This window comes from Cellulomonas dongxiuzhuiae (assembly GCF_018623035.1).
Classification (GTDB): Bacteria; Actinomycetota; Actinomycetes; order Actinomycetales; family Cellulomonadaceae; genus Cellulomonas; species Cellulomonas dongxiuzhuiae.
This window is the reverse complement of the sequence record NZ_CP076023.1, coordinates 938,951-957,710: the sequence shown is the minus strand read 5'-3', so window position 1 is coordinate 957,710 and position 18,760 is coordinate 938,951. Positions and strand designations below refer to the sequence as shown.

The window sequence follows — 18,760 nt, the reverse complement described above, 5'->3', positions numbered from 1 at the left end:
CCGTCCCGACGGTGCTCACGCCGCACCCTCGCGCGCCGCACCCGACACGAGGAACTCCCGGAGCATCGTCGACGACGTGGACGGCGTGTACGGCAGGTACACGACGCGCGCGCCGACCTCGGCCATCTCGCGCTCCAGCCGCTCGCCCTTCTCGCTCCCCGCCCAGTCGTCACCCTTGAACAGCACGTCGAACGGGTGCGCGCGCCAGGCGACGCGCTTGTCCTGGGCGTGGTCGGGCACGACCTCGTCGACGAACCGCAGGCTCGCCACGAGCTCCATGCGCTCCTCGTGCGGGATCACCGGCGGACGGCCCTTCATCGCGACGAGCGACTCGTCGACGGCCACGCCGACGACGAGCCGGTCGCAGCGCTCTCGCGCCGCCCGCAGGATGTTCAGGTGCCCGATGTGCAGCATGTCGAAACCGCCCGGGACGTACCCGACGATCGTCAGGTTGCTCATCAGCTGCTCCTTGCACTAGCGCTCACGGGGGGAGCGGCCCGCCGTCGCGCCGCACTGCTGGTCGTGCACGTCCAGGTCGGTCAGTAGGCCCCGGCACCGCTGAGGACCGCACGACCCGTCTTCCAGAGGATCAGCAGGTCCATCGACACCGACCAGTTGTCGACGTACCGCAGGTCGAGCCGCACGGACTCCTCCCAGTCCAGGTCCGAGCGGCCGCTGACCTGCCACAGACCGGTGAGGCCGGGCTTGACGTGCAGCCGCCGGTGCACGGAGTCGTGGTACGCCTCGACCTCCTCGAGCAGCGGCGGCCGCGGCCCGACCAGCGCCATGTCGCCCTTGATGATGTTGACCAGCTGCGGCAGCTCGTCGATCGAGAAGCGGCGCAGCACCCGCCCGACGGGGGTGACCCGCGGGTCGTCGGACATCTTGAACAGGACGCCGTCGTGGGTCCCCGACGCGAGGAGTGCCGCGCGACGCTCGTCGGCGTCGCGGTACATCGTGCGGAGCTTGTACATGACGAACTGCGTGCCGTCCTGGCCCACCCGGACCTGCCGGTAGATCGCTCCGCCCGGGGACGTCACGGCCACGAGCAGCGCCGCGAGGCCGAGCATCGGCGCGAGCACGAGGAGCGCGAGCCCGGCGAGCGTGACGTCGAGGACCTGCTTGATCACCAGGCGCGGGCGGGGGGAGGCGACCTGCACCTCGAGCAGCGAGAGACCGGCGGTCGGGCGCACGGTCAGCCGCGGCGCCCCGACCTCGACGATGTCCGGGACGACCACGAGCTGGGCGCCGGCCCGGGACAGCGCCCACGACAGGCGGCGCAGCGCGTCACCGCTGAGGCACGTCCCGGTGACCAGCACGACGTCCGCTCCGCGGTCGACGGTCACCTGCACGACGTCGGCCACCGCACCGAGCACAGGGACGCCGGCGACCGTGGTCGCCGTGCCGACCGAGGGCACGCACACCCCGTCGATCCGGTAGCCGTGGTGCGGGACGGCGGCGATGTTGCGCACGACGCCGGCGGCCGACACCTCGTCACCGACCACGACCGTGCGCATCGTGCCCTCGCCCTGCATCCGCAGCCTGTGCAGGTGGCGGCGCTCCATGTGCCGCCCGACCCAGCAGATCACGAGCGTGACGGGCACGCCGATCAGCACGTAGCCGCGCGGCACGGGCACGCGCAGCACGTAGCCCATCGTCATGAGGATGAGGACCGTGGCAGCGGTGGCGCGCAGCAGGGCCTGGAACTCCCCCGGTCCGTCGCCCGCCGCGCTCCTGCGGTAGCCGCCGGAGACCCCGACGAGCGCGACGAACAGGGCCGCGCCGCCGCAGGCGAGGCGAGCGGCCGTCAGCAGGCCGTACGCGGGGCCCATGACCGAGACCCCCACGAGGAGCGCCACCAGCATGTCGAGCAGCACGGCGACCAGGCTGTACCGGCGACTGACCGCCGCCCAGGCGACGGAGCGGATCGCGGGGTCCGAGTTCTCGCGGGTGGGGCGTCTGACGAACGGCTCCGAGGACGCCCAGGAGCGCCGCGGTTCGAGCGCACGCCCCCGGCGCTCCGCGACCCCGTCGTCGAGCTCCGCCTCCCGGCCCGTCGTCAGTGTCATCTCTCCCCCGTTGCCGCCCTTGCTCCTGGTGCCAAAAGGAGGCTATACGGCGATTTCGGGAGATTCACACCTTTGTGCCCGATTTCACCCCATCCGCGCATCGCCGCGGAGGCGTGCGGGTGACGGCGGGTCGACGGTCGGGTGAACGTCCGGGGTGGTCCTCAGGCCTTGGTGTGGAACCTCAGCTGCGCCGCCTCGAGCCCGTCGGTCACGACCGCCTCCACGGCGTCCGCGGCACGGTCCACGAGCCAGGGCAGGTCCTTGCGCTCGGGACCGGAGAAGTCCTTGAGGACGAAGTCGGCGGGGTCCTGCCGCCCCGGCGGCCGCCCGACACCCACGCGGACGCGCACGTAGTCCTTGGTGCCCAGGGCCTTCGTCGTGTCACGCAGGCCGTTGTGCCCGCCCTCCCCGCCGCCCCGCTTGAGCCGGACGTCGGCGAACGGGATGTCGAGCTCGTCGTGGACGACGACGACCCGCTCGGGCGGGACGTCGTGGTACCGGGCCAGCGCCGCGACGGGTCCGCCCGAGACGTTCATGTAGGTGGTGGGCTTGGCCAGGACCACGCGGGGGCCGGGGACGCCGCCGGGCAGGGTGCCGAGGCGCGCGTCGGCGGTCGCGGCCTGCGGGCGACGGCCGAGCAGGCCGCCGCCCCGCGAGGCGAACGTCACGCCGGCCCGCCGTGCGAGCTCGTCGAGCACCATCTGGCCGACGTTGTGCCGGTTCCCGGCGTACTGCGCACCGGGGTTGCCGAGGCCGACCACGAGCCAGGGGGCGTCGCTCACGAGGGGGTCCTCCAGGGTGCGGGGGCGCCGGCGGGCGGCAGGACGGACGCACGACGACGCCCGGCACCGTGGACGGTACCGGGCGTCGGGACGTGCTGCGGGAAGGTCAGGCCTTCTCGGCGGCTGCGGCCGACGCGGCCGACTGGGTCGCGGCGAGGTCGCTCGCGGCCTCCTCGGCGGCGACGTCGGCGGCCGACGCCTGCGGCACGCTGATGGTGACGACCGTGACGTCGGGGTCGCCCATGAGCGTCGCGCCGTCGGGGAGGACGACGTCGCCGGCAGTGATGACCGCGCCGTCAGCCAGGCCCTCGATCGAGACCTCGACGGACTGCGGCAGGCGCGTGGCCTCGGCCTCGAGGAACAGGTTCTGCGTCTCGACGACGTGGATCGTGCCGGGCGCGGACTCGCCGACGATGTGCACCTGCACGTCGACGGAGACCTTCTCGCCCTTCCTCACGATGAGCAGGTCGACGTGCTCGATGACCTGGCGGACGACGTCGCGCTGGACGTCCTTGACGATCGCGAGGGTCGACGTGCCGTCGAGCTCGATCGAGTACAGCGCGTTGGAGTGCTTGAGCGCGAGCATCGTCTCGTGGCCCGGCAGGGCGACGTGCAGGGGGTCCGTGCCGTGCCCGTACAGGACGGCGGGGACCTGGTTCGCGCGGCGCAGACGGCGCGCGGCGCCCTTGCCGAACTCGGTGCGGGCGGCGGCGGCGAGCTTGATCTCGGACACTGGTGCTCCTCAGGCGTGGCGTGGCTCCGCGGTGGTGCGCGGGCGCTGGTCTGGCGTGCTGCCCCGTGGGCGGTGGCCCCTGGGTGGTGCGGGCACGTGGCCCGGTGGCCTCGACGCGGGACGCAGGACGGGCACGCGGAGGCGACCACCCAGTCGATCACGGAGCCGGGGGCCCCGCCGGAGATGGTGCTTCCGGTTCGACCGTCCGTCGTCCCTCGCCGAGGCAACCTGGTGATCCTACCGGACGGCGGCGTCCGGCTCGAACCCCGGCGTCGGCGCCCAGGCCCACCGGACGGTGACGGCCGCCTGGACCGTCTGCTCCCCCGGCTCGACCGGGACCGTGAACGCGTCGGCCGCCGCGGACCGGGCGAAGAGCGGCGCGGCGCCGCGCGGCTCGTCCTCGTCCACCCGCAGGACCGCGCCGAGCGTGCGTCCCGCCAGCTCCGCGAGGTGCGCGGCCTTTGCCGCCGCGTCCTGCCACGCGGCCTCCCGTGCCCGGACCTGCGCCGCGGCCGGGTCGCTCACGACGAGGCGCAGACCACCGAGCCGCACGGGCGAGCCGCCGGCCGTCACGGCGCTGCCGATCACGTCGCCGGCGGCGGCGACGTCGCGCAGGGTGACAGCCAACCCCAGCCGTGCGACGACGCGCAGCGCGTCACCGTCGGCGCCGGTCTGCTCGGTCCACGTCGACGTCGTGCCCGTGCGCACCGCGCGGTCCTCGACGCCCGCGTCGCGCAGGGCCGTGCGCACGGCGGCGAGCGCGGCCGTGGCCTCGCGCAGCGCCGTGCTGACGTCGTCGGCGCGGACCTCGGTCGCCAGGTCGGCCACGACGACGTCCGGCACGGCGTCGGCCGCCCCGCAGCCGCGCACGGTCACGCCGCCGCGGGGGCGGTCGTCGTGGCCGGCGCGGCCCATGTCAGGCGTTGCCGTCGAAGAGGGACGTCACCGAGCCGTCGTCGAAGACCTCGCGTATGGCCCGTGCGAGCAGCGGTGCGATCGACAGCACCGTGAGCTGCGGGAACCGGTTCTCCTCGGCGATCGGCAGCGTGTCGGTGATGATGACCTCGCGCGCACCGCAGGCCTGCAGCCGCTCGACCGCGGGATCGGACAGCACGCCGTGCGTCGCGGCGACGATGACGTCCTTGGCCCCGGCCTCGAGGACGACGCGCACCGCACCGCTGATCGTCCCCGCGGTGTCGATGAGGTCGTCGACGATCACGCAGCTCTTGCCCTCGACGTCGCCGACGACGCGGTTCGCGACGGCCTTGTTGGGGCTGCGGATGTCACGCGTCTTGTGCACGAAGGCGAGCGGGCCACCGCCCAGCTTCGCGGCCCACTGCTCCGCGACCCGGATGCGGCCCGCGTCGGGCGACACGACCGTGACGTTCGTCGTGTCGACGCGCGTGCGCACGTACTCGACGAGGATCGGCTGCGCCCACAGGTGGTCGACCGGCCCGTCGAAGAAGCCCTGCGTCTGCGCCGCGTGCAGGTCGACGCTCATGATGCGGTCGGCCCCGGCGGTCTTGAACAGGTCGGCCATGAGGCGCGCGGAGATCGGCTCGCGCCCGCGGTGCTTCTTGTCCTGCCGGGCGTAGGGGTAGAACGGCGCGATCACGGTGATCGTCTTGGCGGACGCGCGCTTGAGCGCGTCGACCATGAGGAGCTGCTCCATCATCCACTGGTTGATGGGCGAGCAGTGCGACTGCAGGACGAACGCGTCGGCGCCGCGCACCGACTCCCCGAACCGCACGTAGATCTCGCCGTTGGCGAAGTCGTACGCGGTGGTCGGGAGCAGCTCGATGCCGAGCGCCTCGGCGACGTCCTGCGCGAGCTCGGGGTGCGCGCGGCCCGTCGTCAGGACGAGGCGCTTCTCCCCGTCGTGGCTGATGATGCCGGTCATCGCTGCTTGCCGTCCTCGGTCGTGGTGCTGCCCGCGGGGGTGTCCGTCGGGTCGTCGAGCTGCGCCGGCTGACCGGGCAGGCTCGGGGGCGGCGTCACGGGGACGGCCGCCGTGGCGGCACGCTCGAGCTCGGCGCGCGCCTGCGGCGACAGGCCGGCGACGTCGCGCGTGCCGCGCGCCCGTGCGGCGGCCTCGGCGGCGGGTGTGCCGGCCCGCGAGCGGGCCACCCAGCCCTCGATGTTGCGCTGCGAGCCGGCGCTGACGGCCAGCGCGCCCGGCGGCACGTCGCGGCGCACGACCGTGCCGGCACCCGTGTACGCGCCGTCACCGACGACGACGGGGGCGACGAACATGTTGTCCGAGCCCGTGCGCGCGTGGGAGCCGATGACCGTGCGGTGCTTGTTGACGCCGTCGAAGTTCACCGTCACCGACGCGGCGCCGATGTTCGAGTGCTCGCCGATCGTCGCGTCACCGACGTACGACAGGTGCGGGATCTTCGAGCCGGTGCCGATCTGTGCGTTCTTCGTCTCGACGAAGGTGCCGATCTTGCCGTCCGCGCCCAGGTCCGTGCCGGGCCGCAGGTACGCGAACGGTCCGACCGTGGCGCCCTCGCCGACGACCGACAGCGAGCCGTGCGTGCGGACCACGGTCGCGCGCGCCCCGACCTCGACGTCGGTCAGCGTGGTGTCCGGCCCGACCGTCGCGCCCTCGCCGACGACCGTCGCGCCGTGCAGCTGGGTGCCCGGCAGCAGGGTCACGTCGCGCGCGAGCTCGACGTCGACGTCGACCCACGTGGACGCCGGGTCCACGACCGTCACGCCCTCGCGCATCCAGTCCTCGAGCAGGCGGCGGTTGAGCTCGGCGCGCAGCACCGCGAGCTGGACGCGGTCGTTGACGCCCTCGACGCTCAGCCGGTCGTCGGTGCGCAGCGCGCGCACGTGGCCCCCGTCGCCGCGCGCGATCGCGAGCACGTCGGTCAGGTAGACCTCGCCCTGCGCGTTGTCGCGGCCGAGGCGGGCCAGCGCCGAGCGCAGCACGGCCCCGTCGAACACGTACACCGAGGTGTTGATCTCGGTGATCGCACGCTGCTCCTGGCTCGCGTCCTTCTCCTCGACGATGCCGAGCACGTCGCCCGTGCCCGGCTCGCGCAGGATGCGCCCGTAGCCGGTGGGCTCGGGGACCTCGGTGGTGAGGACCGTCACGGCGTTGCCGTCGGCGGCGTGGGCCGCCAGCAGCTCCCGCAGCGTCCCGGCGTCCAGCAGCGGCACGTCACCGGCCACGACGACGACGGCGCCCGCGAGCACCGACTCGGCGGCGGCGCCGGCCACGTCGGGCCCCGTCGCGGCGTCGGCGGTGGCGGCCTGCGCGGCCGCGTCCAGCGCGGACATCGCGACCTGCACGGCGCGGCCGGTGCCGGGGATGTCGTCCTGGTCGACGAGCAGCACGTCCGGGTCCGTCTCCAGGACGTGCGCGGCCACGGCGTCGCGCTCGTGGCGGACGACGACGGCGACACGCTGCGGCTCGAGCGCACGGGCGGTGGCCAGCGCGTGGCCGACCATGCTGCGACCCCCGAGGCGATGCAGGACCTTCGGGACGGAGGAGCGCATGCGGGTGCCCTCACCCGCTGCGAGGACGACGACGGCGGCTGGGCGGACGGTCACCAGTGGGTGCTCCTCGCGGATCTGCCCGGCTACGGGCGGTGGTTCTGCCGTGATGGGACTCTACCGCTGCCGCACGGGCGGACGGCGCGGCCCGCCCGGCACCGACGGCGTGGCGCACGGCACGGACCGCTCCCCCGTCGCGGGGACGTGCGCCGGCTCACACCGGGCGCCGGGGAACCGGCGGCCCCGGTCAGGCGTTCTGTTCTCGCCGTCGTCGACGGGCCACGACCCCACCGGCACGGCCCGTGAGCCCGGCCCCCACCCAGCCAGCGAGGAACACCCGTGACGTCGTCCCCCAGCGTGACCACCCCGACCGTCGAGAACGCCCCCGTCGACCGCCCCTACCGGCAGTCCGTGTCGTCGCTGATCTTCTTCTCCCGCTGGTTGCAGCTGCCGCTGTACCTCGGGCTGATCGTCGCGCAGATCGTCTACGTGTGGCAGTTCCTCAAGGAGCTGTGGCACCTCATCGACTTCGCGATCTTCGGGCACGAGGTCGCCGCGATGGCCGACTTCGGCACCGAGGCCACCACCATGCTCATCGTCCTGGGCCTGGTCGACGTCGTGATGATCTCGAACCTGCTGATCATGGTGATCATCGGCGGCTACGAGACGTTCGTGTCCCGCATGCGGCTGGACGGGCACCCCGACCAGCCGGAGTGGCTCAGCCACGTCAACGCCAACGTGCTCAAGACGAAGCTGGCGATGTCGATCATCGGCATCTCCTCGATCCACCTGCTGCGGACCTTCATCGAGTCGTCCGTCGGGCACGTGACGGGCGAGACGATGATGTGGCAGACGCTCATCCACCTGGCCTTCGTCGTCTCGGCGCTCGCGCTCGCGTGGATCGACCGGATGTCCCAGGGGACGGCACGGCCCACGCACTGACCGCACCCCGCTGCCCGCGGGTGCGCCCTGCGAGACGCGTGCGTCAGGCGTCGGTGGCCGCGTGCGACAGTGGCCGGTCCCCGCCCCCGCACCACCCGAGGACGCCGTGTCGCTCACGTACGCCGCCACCCGCCGCTCCGCCCACGCGGGCTACGTGGTCCAGGCCGTCGTCAACAACCTGGCCCCGCTGCTGTTCGTCGTGTTCCACACGTCGCTCGACGTGCCGGTCACGCACCTCGGTGCGCTGGCCGCCCTGAACTTCGGTGTCCAGCTGGTGACCGACCTCGTGGCGGTGCGCGCCATCGACCGCGCCGGGTACCGGCGCCCCATGGTCCTGGCGCACGTGCTCGCCGCGCTCGGGCTCGTGCTGCTGGCCGTCCTGCCGCTCGTGCTCGCCTCGCCCTTCGTGGGCCTCTGCCTCGCCGTCGTCGTGTACGGCATCGGCGGCGGGCTGCTGGAGGTGCTGGTCTCTCCGCTCGTCGAGCACCTGCCCAGCCCGTCGGAGGCCAAGGCCACCGGCATGGCGCTGGCGCACTCCTTCTACAGCTGGGGCCAGCTCGCGGTCGTCGTGCTGACCACCGGCCTGCTCGCGCTGCTCGGCACCGACCTGTGGCCGCTGCTGCCGGTGCTGTGGGCCGTGGTCCCCCTGGTCAACGTGGCCGTGCTGCTCCGTGTCCCGATGCCGGCGACCGTGCCCGACGAGCACCGCACGCCCCTGCGGTCGCTGTTCGGCACCCCGCTGTTCCTCGGCGCGCTCGTCCTCATGACCACCGGCGGCGCGGCCGAGCTGACGATGGCGCAGTGGTCGTCGTTCTTCGCCGAGCAGGGCACGGGCGTGCCCAAGGAGGTCGGGGACCTGCTGGGGCCGGGGCTGTTCGCCCTGCTCATGGGGCTGGGCCGCGCCGCGTACGGGCTGTGGGGGCACGACGTGCCGCTGCGGCCGCTGCTCGCGGCCTCCGGTATCGCCGCCGCCGCCTGCTACGCCGTCGCTGCGACCGCGTCCGTGCCCGTCGTGAGCCTGGCCGCGTGCGCGCTCTGCGGGCTCGCGACCGCGCTGATGTGGCCCGGGACGTTCTCGCTCACGTCCGCCCGGTTCCCGCTCGGCGGAGCCGCCATGTTCGCGGTGCTCGCGCTCGCAGGCGACGCGGGCGGCACGTTCGGGCCCCTGGGGACGGGCCTGCTCGCGGACCTGTCCGGCGGGCCGCTGGCGGGGCTGGCGTCGGCGCTCCCGCCGGACTCGGGGACGGGCCTGCGGGCGGGCCTGCTGCTGAGCGCGGCCGTGCCGGTCGTGTTCGCGGTGACGGTGCTGGCGTCGGGACGTCGCGACCGGACCGCGAGCGCCTGACCGGACGCCACGCGGCACGGGCTCCGCCCCCAGGATTCGAACCTGGACTGCACGGCTCCAAAGGCCGGCGTGCTGCCGTTACACCAGGGCGGATCGGCGCCTCAGTCTGCCAGGTCCCGGGCGGCGGCCCACCGGCGCCCGAGGGGGTGTGCACGACGCGACGCCCCGCACGGCACAATGGCGCTCATGGTCTCCGACTCCAAGCGGTCCCGCGCGCGCATGACCGGCACCCAGCGACGCGCGCAGCTGCTGGACGTCTCCCGCAGGCTCTTCGCGGAGAAGGGGTTCGACAACACGTCGGTCGAGGAGATCGCGGCCCGCGCGGAGGTCTCCAAGCCCGTCGTGTACGAGCACTTCGGCGGCAAGGAGGGCGTCTACGCGGTCGTCGTCGACCGCGAGATCCAGGCGCTGACGACCGCGCTGACGGGCGCCCTCGAGGGGGGCGGGCACCCCAAGGTCATGGTCGAGCGGACGGCGCTGGCGCTGCTGTCCTACATCGAGACGTCCGAGGACGGGTTCCGCATCCTCGTGCGCGACTCGCCGGTCGCGCAGGCCACCGGCACGTTCTCGTCCCTCATCGGCGACGTCGCCTCGCAGGTCGAGCACCTGCTGGGCGCGCAGTTCAAGAAGCAGGGGCTCGACCCGCGCGCGGCGCCCATGTACGCCCAGATGCTCGTCGGGATGGTCGCGCTGACGGGCCAGTGGTGGCTCGACGCGCGCAGCCCGCGCAAGACGGACGTCGCGGCCCACCTGGTGAACCTCGCGTGGAACGGTCTCGAGGGGCTCGAGCGTCGCCCGGAGCTGACCAAGCCGACGACGCCGTAGCGGCGCGGTCCGTCAGGGCGCGGCGGGACCGGCCCCGCGGCCCAGGTCTCTCGACGTCGACTAACGTTGCGACCATGGCCGAGACCGACCCCGGCCGCCCGCCCCGCGACGAGGTCGACCGCATCGTCCTCGCCTGGGCGCGCGAGCGACCGGACCTGGACGTGCGGCCCCTGACCGTGCTCTCGCGCGTCAGCAGGCTGGCGCGCCACCTCGACCTCGCGCGCCGCGGCGCGTTCGCCCGGCACGGGCTCGAGACCTGGGAGTTCGACGTGCTCGCGGCGCTGCGGCGGGCCGGGGAGCCCTACCGGATGTCCCCCGGCGCGCTGCTCACCCAGACGCTCGTGACGAGCGGCACCATGACCAACCGCATCGACCGCCTCGCCGAGCAGGGGCTCGTCGAGCGGCGGCCGTCTCCGGACGACCGGCGGGGTGTCCTCGTCCAGCTCACTCCGGCAGGGCTGCAGCGGGTCGACGACGCGTTCGCCGACCTCCTGGACGTCGAGCGCGGCCTCATCGGCGACCTGCCGGAAGCCGACCGCGAGCGCCTGGCGGAGCTGCTGCGCGACGTGCTCACCCTGTTCGACGCGTCCTGAGGCCTCGCCGCGTCCTGAGGCACCGCGGCGACGTCAGCCGCGGCCGACGTGCTCGCCGAGGCGGTCCAGCCGACGCTCCGCCGGGAGGCGGTGGCGGTCCAGCCAGGCCCGGGCCGTCGCGGTGCCGTCAGGCGTGAGGCGGAACGTCCGCACGCGGCCCGTCTTCTCCGAGACGACGACGCCCGCGCGCTCGAGGACGCCCAGGTGCTGCACCACGGTCGGCAGCGACATCGCGAACGGCTCCGCGAGCGTGCTCACCGACGCGGGACCGCGGGCGAGCCGCTCGACGACGGCCCGCCGCGTGGCGTCGGCCAGCGCCTGGAACACCCGGTCCAGGTCCTCGCCCGCGCCGGGCGCCACCTGCGCGGTCACGGCTCAGCCCGCGGTCTCGGCGGCCTCGAGCCAGGCGAGCTCGAGCTCCTCGCGCTCGGCCGCGAGCGCGCGCAGCTCGGCGTCCAGCGCGGTGACGGCCTGGTGGTCGGTCGCCTGGGCGGCCATGCGGGCGTGCAGGTCGGCCTCCAGCGCGCTGATCCGCTGCAGGCGGCGCTCGATGCGCTGCACCTCCTTGCGGGCGGTGCGCACGTCGGCCGCGGACGGCCCCGGCGCGGTCGGCGCCGCGGTGCCCCCTGCGGGAGCGGCCGACGCGGCCGACGCGGCGGCGGCCGTCCCCACCGCGGACGTGCTGCCCGCGCCGCTCGCCGTGAGCGCGGCCCGCCGCAGCTCCAGGTACTCCTCGACCCCGCCGGGCAGGTCGCGCAGCAGGCCGTCCCCGAGGAGCGCCACCTGCCGGTCGCACACGCGCTCGAGCAGGTACCGGTCGTGCGAGACGACGATGAGCGTGCCGGGCCAGCCGTCGAGCAGGTCCTCGACCGCCGCGAGCGTGTCGGTGTCGAGGTCGTTGGTGGGCTCGTCGAGCAGCAGCACGTTGGGCTCGGCGACGAGCAGGCGCAGCAGCTGCAGCCGGCGGCGCTCGCCGCCGGACAGCTCCCGCACGAGGGTGCGGGCGCGTTCGCGCGTGAACCCGAGCCGCTCGACGAGCTGCGCCGCGGTGAGCTCCTTGCCGCCGACCACCACGGTGCGCTTCTCGCGCTCGACGGCCTCGACGACGTTGAGGCCGGCGAGCTCGTCGAGGTCCTCGACGTCCTGGCGCAGCTCGGCGACGCGCACGGTCTTGCCGCGCTTCACGCGTCCCGACGTGGGGGTCGCGCGCCCGGAGAGCAGGCGCAGCAGCGTCGTCTTGCCGGCGCCGTTGACGCCGACGACGCCGTACCGGTCCCCGGGGCCGAGGCGCCACGTCACGTCGTCGAGCAGGACGCGGCCGTCGGGCAGCGTGAACGTCACGTCCTCGAGGTCGAGGACGTCCTTGCCGAGGCGCGCGGTGGCGGTCCGGGCGAGCGCGAGCGAGTCGCGCGGCGGCGGCTCGTCGGCGATGAGCGCCGACGCGGCGTCGATGCGGAACTTCGGCTTGGACGTCCGTGCCGGCGCGCCGCGCCGCAGCCACGCGAGCTCCTTGCGCATCAGGTTCTGGCGCTTGGTCTCGACGGTCGCCGCCTGCTGGTCGCGCTCCGCACGGGCCAGGACGTACGCGGCGTACCCGCCCTCGTACTGGTCGACCACGCCGTCGTGGACCTCCCACGTGCGGGTGCACACGGCGTCGAGGAACCACCGGTCGTGCGTGACGACGACGAGCGCGCCGCCGCCGCGCGCGTACCGGTCGACCAGGTACGACGCGAGCCACGCGACGCCCTCGACGTCGAGGTGGTTGGTCGGCTCGTCGAGCACGAGGACCTCGTCGTCGCGCACGAGCAGGGCGGCGAGCGCGACGCGGCGGCGCTGCCCGCCGGACAGCTCCGCGAGCGGCACGTCGAGCGCGACGTCGGCGAGCAGCCCGGCGTGCACGGAGCGGATCCGGTAGTCGGAGGCCCACTCGTGCGCGTCGGCGTCACCGTGGACGGCCTCGAGCACGGTGCCGGCCATGAGCTCGTCGCGCTGGTCGAGCAGGGCGATCCGCGTGCCGCCGACGCGCGTGACGCGACCGGAGTCGGGGGCCTGCCGTCCGGACAGGACGCGCAGCAGGGTGGACTTGCCGGCGCCGTTGGGGCCGACGACGCCGATGCGTTGGCCGTCGTCGACGCCGAGGCTGACCCCGTCGAGGAGGGTGCGGGTACCGAGGGTGAGGTGGACGCTGTCGGCGCCGAGCAGGTGGGACATAGGTGGCTCAGCCTGCCAGGTACGCCGCCAGGGTGTCGAAGATGCCGCGCATGCCCTCCTCGCGGCCCGCCGGGTCGTCGAGGCCGTCGAGGTGGGCGCCCTGCTCGGTGTACCGCAGCGACGTGCGGTTCTCACCGTCGGCCGCGAGCTCGTAGGTCGCCAGCGACGTGGAGATGTGGGCGCCGTCGAGCCACATGTCGTAGGTCAGGACGATCCGCTGCGCCTCGACGAGGTCGGTGTAGGTCGCGACGTACCGGCTGACCGGGCCCCCGTGGAACTCGCCCTCGCTCACGGCGGTCCCGCCGACGCGGAAGTCGTCGGTGTCCTCGACGGTCGTCCAGTCGTCGCTCGTGCCGAACCACTCGTGCTTCTGGACGGGGTCGGCGAAGGCCTCCCAGACGCGGGCGACGGGGACGTCGAAGGAGCGCTCGACGACGAAGGTCGAGTGGACGGTCGAGCGGGACGTGGTGGTGCTCATGGTGACCTCCGGGCGCAACACTTAGGTGATTACCTAAGTGTTGCGCCCGGTGACCAGCCCGTCAAGAGCCGGGCCGGGCCGGGGTTCACCGCCTCAGGACGCGAGGTTGCGCGCCGCGCGTGCGCCCAGCGCGATGCCGACCGCCACCGACACGTTGAGCGACTCCGCCGACGAGCGCATCGGGATCGACACGGTCCGCGCACCCTCCGTCAGCTCCGCCGACGCGCCCCGCTTCTCGCTGCCGAACACGAGCAGCAGCCGCTGTGCGAGCCCCGCCAGGTCCGCCGTCACGAGCTCGCCGCCCGCGTCGAACGCGACGCTCGGCAGGTCCAGCTCCCGCAGGCCGACAACGGCCTCCTCGCGGGACGCCAGCACCACCGGCAGCGAGAACACGTAGCCGCGGCTCGCACGCACGACGCGCCGGTCCAGCGGGTGCGCCAGGTCGCTGTCGACGAGCACGACGCCCGCCGCGCCCAGCGCGTACGCCGTGCGCACCGCCGCGCCGATGTTGCCCACGATGCGCACGCCGTCGAGCACGACGACGTCGCCCGGGCGCTCCGCGAGGTCCGCGAGCTGCGCGGGCCGCGGCGTCTTGGCGACGCCCACGACGTCGGGCTTGCGGTCGCCGCGGAACAGCTCGTTCCACAGCGGGGTGGCGATCTCCTGCACCGTCACGCCACGGGTACGGGCGGCCGCGCCCAGCTCCGGGCCCACGTCGGCACCCTCGACCGCGTAGATCCCGAGGATCTCCACGCCCGCGGTCAGCGCGTGCGCGAGCGGCTCCGGGTCCTCCACGAGCAGGGTGCGGGTGGCCGCCCGCGGGCGGCGCACGAGGTCGTCGATCCGCTGGACCTGCGGGTCCGAGCGGGACGAGATCACGTCGGTCATCGGTGCATCTCCTGGTGTTCGATGTGCAGGCGGGGGCCTGCACCCTCCCGACCCTGCCACACCTGGGCCGGGCGCCCCGCCGCGGGTCGCCACGTGACACTGTGACGTCCGCGGCGCGGGGCGCCCGTCCTCAGCCCGCGGTGCCGGCGCGCAGCACCTCGCCGACCTTGACCCGGGCGCCCATGCGCAGCAGGGACCGCTCGTAGATCCGCGCCGCCACCGCGATCACGAGGGCGCACGCCGCCGCGAGCACCGCCAGCGACAGCAGCGGCTCCCACCACGCCGCCTCACCGAGGAACAGCCGCACGGGCATCCCGACCGGCGCCGAGAACGGCACGTACGACATGACGGTCAGGACGACCGTGTTGTCGTTGAAGAAGACGATGAGGAAGTACGGCAGCATCGTCAGCCACATCGCGGGCTGCAGCACGACACCGGTGTCCTCGATGCGCGAGACCAGGGACGCGCTGGCGGCGAACACCGAGGCGAGCAGGACGAAGCCGAGCGCGAAGAACACGACGAACCACACGACGGGCATGCCGATCATCGTCAGCAGGTCGTCCTGCCCGGTGACGACCAGCGCCAGCACCGAGACCGCGGCGATCGCCGCCGTCTGCCCCAGCGCCAGCGCCGAGTTGCCGAGGATCTTGCCCGCGAGCAGCGCCCGCGCGGGGACCGCGGAGAGCAGGATCTCGACGATCCTGGTCTGCTTCTCCGTCACGGTGTTCTGCGCGATCGTGGCGCCGAAGCCGATGGCCGACATCATGAACACCAGGCCGAACGCGAACGTCACGACGTAGCGGACGCCGCCGTCGGCGGCCGCGGGGTCGAGCAGCACGACCTCCGGCGCCTGGGTGAGCGCGCCCAGGAGCGCGCCCGGCGCACCGTCCATCGCCAGCACCTCGACGCCGAGCGGTCCGTCGCCGGGCACGACGGCGGCGTCCACGTCGCCGTCCCGCACGGCCTGCTCGGCCGCGGCCCGGTCGGGCACGTCGCTCAGCGCCAGTCCGTCGGTCGTGGGGAGCTCCCCCGCGACGGACTCGACCACCGCGACGGGCACGTCGCCGCTCTCGCGACCAGCGAGGAACGAGCTCAGGACGATCGCCGCGAGGACACCCACCAGGAGCACCGCGGTGGAGACGAGGAACGACTTCGTGCGGACCTGCGACGTGATCTCGCGCTCGGCGACGAGGAGCGCGGCGCGCCCCAGCGACAGCGGCGTGGGGGCCGGGGTTCGGGCGTTCATCAGGCCACCTCTTCCAGGTCGGGCTCGTCGGCGACGACGTCGCGGAAGATCTCCGCGAGGGACGGCCGCAGGGGTGTGAAGGCGTGCACCGGGCCCCGCGTGAGCGCGGACGTCAGCACGTGCTGCGCGACCTCCTGCGACGCCTCGAACACCGCGGACCCGGCGGCGAGCTCGTCGACCCGCACGCCGGGCACGTCCCGCAGCCAGCCCATGTCGCCGGCGGCGACGATCTCGTGGCGCTCCTGGCCGAACCGGGTGCGCAGCTCCTCGCGCGTCCCGGCAGCCGCGACCTTGCCGCCCGCGATGATGACGAGGTCGTCGCACAGCCGCTCCACGACGTCGAGCTGGTGCGACGAGAACAGGACGGGCGCGCCCTGCGCGGCACGCTCGGCGAGCACGCCCTGCACGACCTCGACGGCCATCGGGTCCAGCCCGGAGAACGGCTCGTCGAGGATGAGGATCTCCGGGTCGTGCACGAGCGCCGCCGCGACCTGCGCGCGCTGCTGGTTGCCCAGCGACAGGCTCTCCACCGGGTCCTTCGCGCGTGGCGCCAGGCCCAGGCGCTCGACGAGGGCCTCGGCGCGGTCGGCCGCGCCCTGCTTGTCGAAGCCGTGCAGCCGCGCCAGGTACGTCAGGTGCTCGACCAGCTGCATCTTCGGGTAGAGCCCGCGCTCCTCCGGCATGTACCCGAAGCGCGCGCGCTGCGCACCGGCGACCGGCGCGCCGTCGACCGTGACGGTCCCCCCGTGCGCCGCCAGCACACCGAGGATGATGCGCATCGTCGTCGTCTTCCCGGCGCCGTTGCCGCCGACGAACCCCGTGAGCCTGCCTCGACCGACCGTGAAGCTCACGTCGTCGAGCACGAGCCGGTCGCCGAACGACCGGCTGATCCCGTGCAGCTCGAGCATCGTCCCTCCCCTGCGCGTCACCGTCCGGGTGCCCCGGACGTCCTGGCAACGACGCTAGGCGGTGGGCGGGCCCGAGGGCTCAGGCGCCCGGCCGATCCTGCGTCTCCGTCCCGGGACGGAGACGCGAGGCCTCAGCCGGTCAGCCCGTGCTCGTGCGCGTACACGACGGCCTGCACGCGGTCCCGCAGCGCCAGCTTCGCCAGCACGTTCGACACATGGGTCTTGACGGTCGCGCGGCTGACGAAGAGCTCGGCGGCGATCTCGTCGTTGTTGAGCCCGCGGGCGATCAGCGTCAGCACCTCCTGCTCGCGCTCGGTCAGCGGCACGACGGGTCGAGGTGCGGGTCGAGCGGGTCGACGGTCGGCCACCGCGCGCGCGATGACGGCCCGCGTCACCTCCGGCGACAGCAGCCCCTCACCGGCCGCGGCGCTCAGGACGGCCTCCGTGAGCTGCTCCGGCCGCGACGTCTTGAGCAGGTAGCCGACCGCCCCGGCGTGCAGGGCCTCGACGAGGTAGTCCTCGCGGTTGAAGGTCGTCAGGACGACGACCGCCGCGAGCAGGTCGGGGTCGGCCACGATGCGGCGCGTCGCCTCCAGCCCGTCCATGTCCGGCATCTGCACGTCCATGCACACGACGTCGGGACGCGTCGCGCGCACGACCTCGAGGGCCTGCGTCCCGGTGCCGGCCTCGCCGACCACCTCGATGCCCGGGTGCGCCGACAGGATCGTGCCGATGCCCGCCCGCAGCAGCGCCTGGTCGTCCACGAGCACGACCCGCACGGTCGCCGTCATCCCTGCTCCTGCGTCCCGAGGTGGCCGTCCGGCACCTGTCCCCGGCGGCCGGACGCGCGGGGGTCCGACACCGCCAGCGGCAGCCGCACCCGCACCACGAACCCGCCGGACCGGCGCCGCGTCGCCTCGAACGTCCCGCCGTCGGCGGCCACCCGCTCGCGCATCCCGACGATCCCCAGCCCGGACGACGGGACCGCACCCGTGCGGCGCCCCGTGCCGCCGTCGTCGGACACCTCGAGCTCGACGTCGTCGGCCAGCCAGCGCAGCCGCACGTCGGCGCGCGCACCCTGCCCGGCGTGCTTGCGCGTGTTCGTCAACGCCTCCTGCGCGATCCGGTACAGGTTGAGCGACGCCAACGGCCGCAGCCGGTGCGGCTCGCCGACCTCCTGGTACACGACCTGCAGCCCGCCGGCCCGCGCCCGCTCGACGAGCCCCGGCAGGCCCCCGACGTCGAGGGACGCGAGCGCGTCGTCGGACGACGCCCCGGCCGCCCCGCCGCCGGTCGCGCCGGGGGCGTCGCGCAGCATGCCCAGGATCCCGTGCAGCTCGCGCACGGCCTCCCGCGCGGCCTCCTCGACGTGGCCCAGCGCGTCCGCGGCACGCACCGGGTCCGACGCCAGGACGGTGCGCGCGGCCGCGGCCTGCACGCCCATGAGCGAGACGTGGTGCGCGACCGCGTCGTGCAGCTCGCGCGCGAGGCGCAGGCGCTCGAGCGCGACGGCCTGCTCCTCCGCGCGCCGCCGCTCGACGACCAGCAGGTGCGTGCGCCACGCCGTGCGTGCCCGCTCGCGCGACGAGCGCCACGCGTGCTCGCCGAAGAACCACGAGCCGGCGAAGTACAGGACGTTGGTCAGCAGCTGCAGCAGCGTGAACGACACGAACGGCGAGAACACCCCCGCCTGGTCCGGCAGGTGCTCGGCCGTCTCCGGGTCGGTCGCCACCCAGAACAGGGCCACGAAGAGCCACACGATCATCGCGACGACCACGACCGCGCGGACCGTGGTGGCGCGGCGGCGGTCCGTCTCCCAGGCGCCGACCGTGTACATCGCGCAGAACAGCGCGATGTTGGAGACCAGCGTCTCGGGGACGTACAGGACCTGCGCGCCGATGAACGCGGCGGCCACGACGCACAGCACGACGCTCGGCCACCGGCGGCGCACGGCGAGCGGGAGGGTGACGGCCGCGAGCAGGAGCGCGCCGAGCCATCCCGGTGCCGGCTCCTCGTACATGCCCGCGACCCGCGCGAGGACCATCGACAGCAGCGCACCCAGGTAGAGCGCACCGGCCAGCAGCGCGTCCCAGCGCAGGGCGTCACGGTCCGGCGCGGGGCGCACCCAGCCCGGGGCGTCGGGGTCCGACGGCACGACCGGCACGACCTGCCCGGCACCCGCCGGGCGGACGACGCCCACCGCACCGGCGCCCGCGTCCGTCGTCGACACGTCCAC

19 protein-coding genes and 1 tRNA gene are annotated in these 18,760 nt (G+C 74.2%); 4 read left to right on the top strand and 16 right to left on the bottom strand.

The annotated features are described in order from the left end of the window. Positions 1-15 precede the first annotated feature (15 nt). From KKR89_RS04360 to glmU, 7 genes are all read right to left on the bottom strand, one after another. Positions 16-459 carry an adenylyltransferase/cytidyltransferase family protein gene (locus tag KKR89_RS04360; protein WP_208198026.1) on the bottom strand — a complete coding sequence of 148 codons (444 nt, stop codon included), beginning with the start codon at positions 457-459 and terminating at the stop codon, positions 16-18. An 80-nt stretch (positions 460-539) separates the two neighbouring features. After that, entirely contained in the window at positions 540-2,069 is a 1,530-nt protein-coding gene (locus KKR89_RS04355; RefSeq protein WP_208198025.1) for a sugar transferase, read from the bottom strand. A 161-nt stretch (positions 2,070-2,230) separates the two neighbouring features. Next, complete coding sequence (gene pth, locus KKR89_RS04350) at positions 2,231-2,851, bottom strand: aminoacyl-tRNA hydrolase (protein WP_208198024.1); 621 nt, start codon at positions 2,849-2,851, stop codon at positions 2,231-2,233. Positions 2,852-2,957: 106 nt separating this feature from the next. Beyond that, positions 2,958-3,584, bottom strand: coding sequence for a 50S ribosomal protein L25/general stress protein Ctc (locus KKR89_RS04345; protein WP_208198023.1), 627 nt, complete (start codon positions 3,582-3,584; stop codon positions 2,958-2,960). A gap of 237 nt (positions 3,585-3,821) precedes the next feature. Next, positions 3,822-4,499: an SIMPL domain-containing protein gene (locus tag KKR89_RS04340; RefSeq protein ID WP_208198022.1), complete on the bottom strand. Its 678-nt coding sequence runs from the start codon at positions 4,497-4,499 to the stop codon at positions 3,822-3,824. A gap of 1 nt (position 4,500) precedes the next feature. Continuing rightward, positions 4,501-5,484, bottom strand: a complete 984-nt coding sequence (locus tag KKR89_RS04335) for a ribose-phosphate diphosphokinase (RefSeq protein ID WP_208198021.1) — start codon at positions 5,482-5,484, stop codon at positions 4,501-4,503. After that, positions 5,481-7,148, bottom strand: coding sequence for a bifunctional UDP-N-acetylglucosamine diphosphorylase/glucosamine-1-phosphate N-acetyltransferase GlmU (gene glmU / locus KKR89_RS04330; protein WP_208198188.1), 1,668 nt, complete (start codon positions 7,146-7,148; stop codon positions 5,481-5,483). Before glmU ends, KKR89_RS04335 begins: the two co-directional genes overlap by 4 nt. A gap of 279 nt (positions 7,149-7,427) precedes the next feature. On the opposite strand from glmU, the gene KKR89_RS04325 reads away from it, so the two are divergent. After that, complete coding sequence (locus KKR89_RS04325; protein WP_251141016.1) at positions 7,428-8,030, top strand: TIGR00645 family protein; 603 nt, start codon at positions 7,428-7,430, stop codon at positions 8,028-8,030. A gap of 61 nt (positions 8,031-8,091) precedes the next feature. Continuing rightward, positions 8,092-9,375: an MFS transporter gene (locus KKR89_RS04320; protein ID WP_251141015.1), complete on the top strand. Its 1,284-nt coding sequence runs from the start codon at positions 8,092-8,094 to the stop codon at positions 9,373-9,375. A gap of 21 nt (positions 9,376-9,396) precedes the next feature. On the opposite strand, the gene KKR89_RS04315 is transcribed toward KKR89_RS04320, so the two are convergent. Beyond that, a tRNA-Gln gene (locus KKR89_RS04315) sits at positions 9,397-9,468 on the bottom strand. A 93-nt stretch (positions 9,469-9,561) separates the two neighbouring features. On the opposite strand from KKR89_RS04315, the gene KKR89_RS04310 reads away from it, so the two are divergent. Next, positions 9,562-10,200: a TetR/AcrR family transcriptional regulator gene (locus tag KKR89_RS04310; RefSeq protein WP_372438596.1), complete on the top strand. Its 639-nt coding sequence runs from the start codon at positions 9,562-9,564 to the stop codon at positions 10,198-10,200. Positions 10,201-10,274: 74 nt separating this feature from the next. After that, complete coding sequence (locus tag KKR89_RS04305; RefSeq protein WP_208198020.1) at positions 10,275-10,793, top strand: MarR family winged helix-turn-helix transcriptional regulator; 519 nt, start codon at positions 10,275-10,277, stop codon at positions 10,791-10,793. Positions 10,794-10,826: 33 nt separating this feature from the next. On the opposite strand, the gene KKR89_RS04300 is transcribed toward KKR89_RS04305, so the two are convergent. From KKR89_RS04300 to KKR89_RS04265, 8 genes are all read right to left on the bottom strand, one after another. After that, complete coding sequence (locus KKR89_RS04300) at positions 10,827-11,165, bottom strand: ArsR/SmtB family transcription factor (RefSeq protein ID WP_251141014.1); 339 nt, start codon at positions 11,163-11,165, stop codon at positions 10,827-10,829. 3 nt (positions 11,166-11,168) lie between these two features. Next, on the bottom strand, positions 11,169-13,004 hold the full coding sequence (locus KKR89_RS04295; RefSeq protein WP_208198019.1) for an ABC-F family ATP-binding cassette domain-containing protein: 1,836 nt from the start codon (positions 13,002-13,004) through the stop codon (positions 11,169-11,171). A 7-nt stretch (positions 13,005-13,011) separates the two neighbouring features. After that, positions 13,012-13,482: an SRPBCC family protein gene (locus tag KKR89_RS04290; protein ID WP_208198018.1), complete on the bottom strand. Its 471-nt coding sequence runs from the start codon at positions 13,480-13,482 to the stop codon at positions 13,012-13,014. A 93-nt stretch (positions 13,483-13,575) separates the two neighbouring features. Further along, the gene (locus KKR89_RS04285; protein ID WP_208198017.1) at positions 13,576-14,370 is read right to left on the bottom strand and encodes a TrmH family RNA methyltransferase; all 795 of its coding nucleotides are present in this window, start codon (positions 14,368-14,370) and stop codon (positions 13,576-13,578) included. Between the two features lie 130 nt (positions 14,371-14,500). Beyond that, entirely contained in the window at positions 14,501-15,616 is a 1,116-nt protein-coding gene (locus tag KKR89_RS04280; RefSeq protein ID WP_208198016.1) for an ABC transporter permease, read from the bottom strand. Beyond that, positions 15,616-16,524 carry an ABC transporter ATP-binding protein gene (locus tag KKR89_RS04275; RefSeq protein ID WP_208198015.1) on the bottom strand — a complete coding sequence of 303 codons (909 nt, stop codon included), beginning with the start codon at positions 16,522-16,524 and terminating at the stop codon, positions 15,616-15,618. The genes KKR89_RS04280 and KKR89_RS04275 overlap by 1 nt, the downstream gene beginning before the upstream one ends. A gap of 131 nt (positions 16,525-16,655) precedes the next feature. Next, entirely contained in the window at positions 16,656-17,315 is a 660-nt protein-coding gene (locus KKR89_RS04270; RefSeq protein ID WP_208198014.1) for a response regulator, read from the bottom strand. Then, a complete protein-coding gene (locus tag KKR89_RS04265) occupies positions 17,312-18,760 on the bottom strand; it encodes a sensor histidine kinase (protein ID WP_251141013.1) in 1,449 nt (482 codons plus the stop codon). The genes KKR89_RS04270 and KKR89_RS04265 overlap by 4 nt, the downstream gene beginning before the upstream one ends.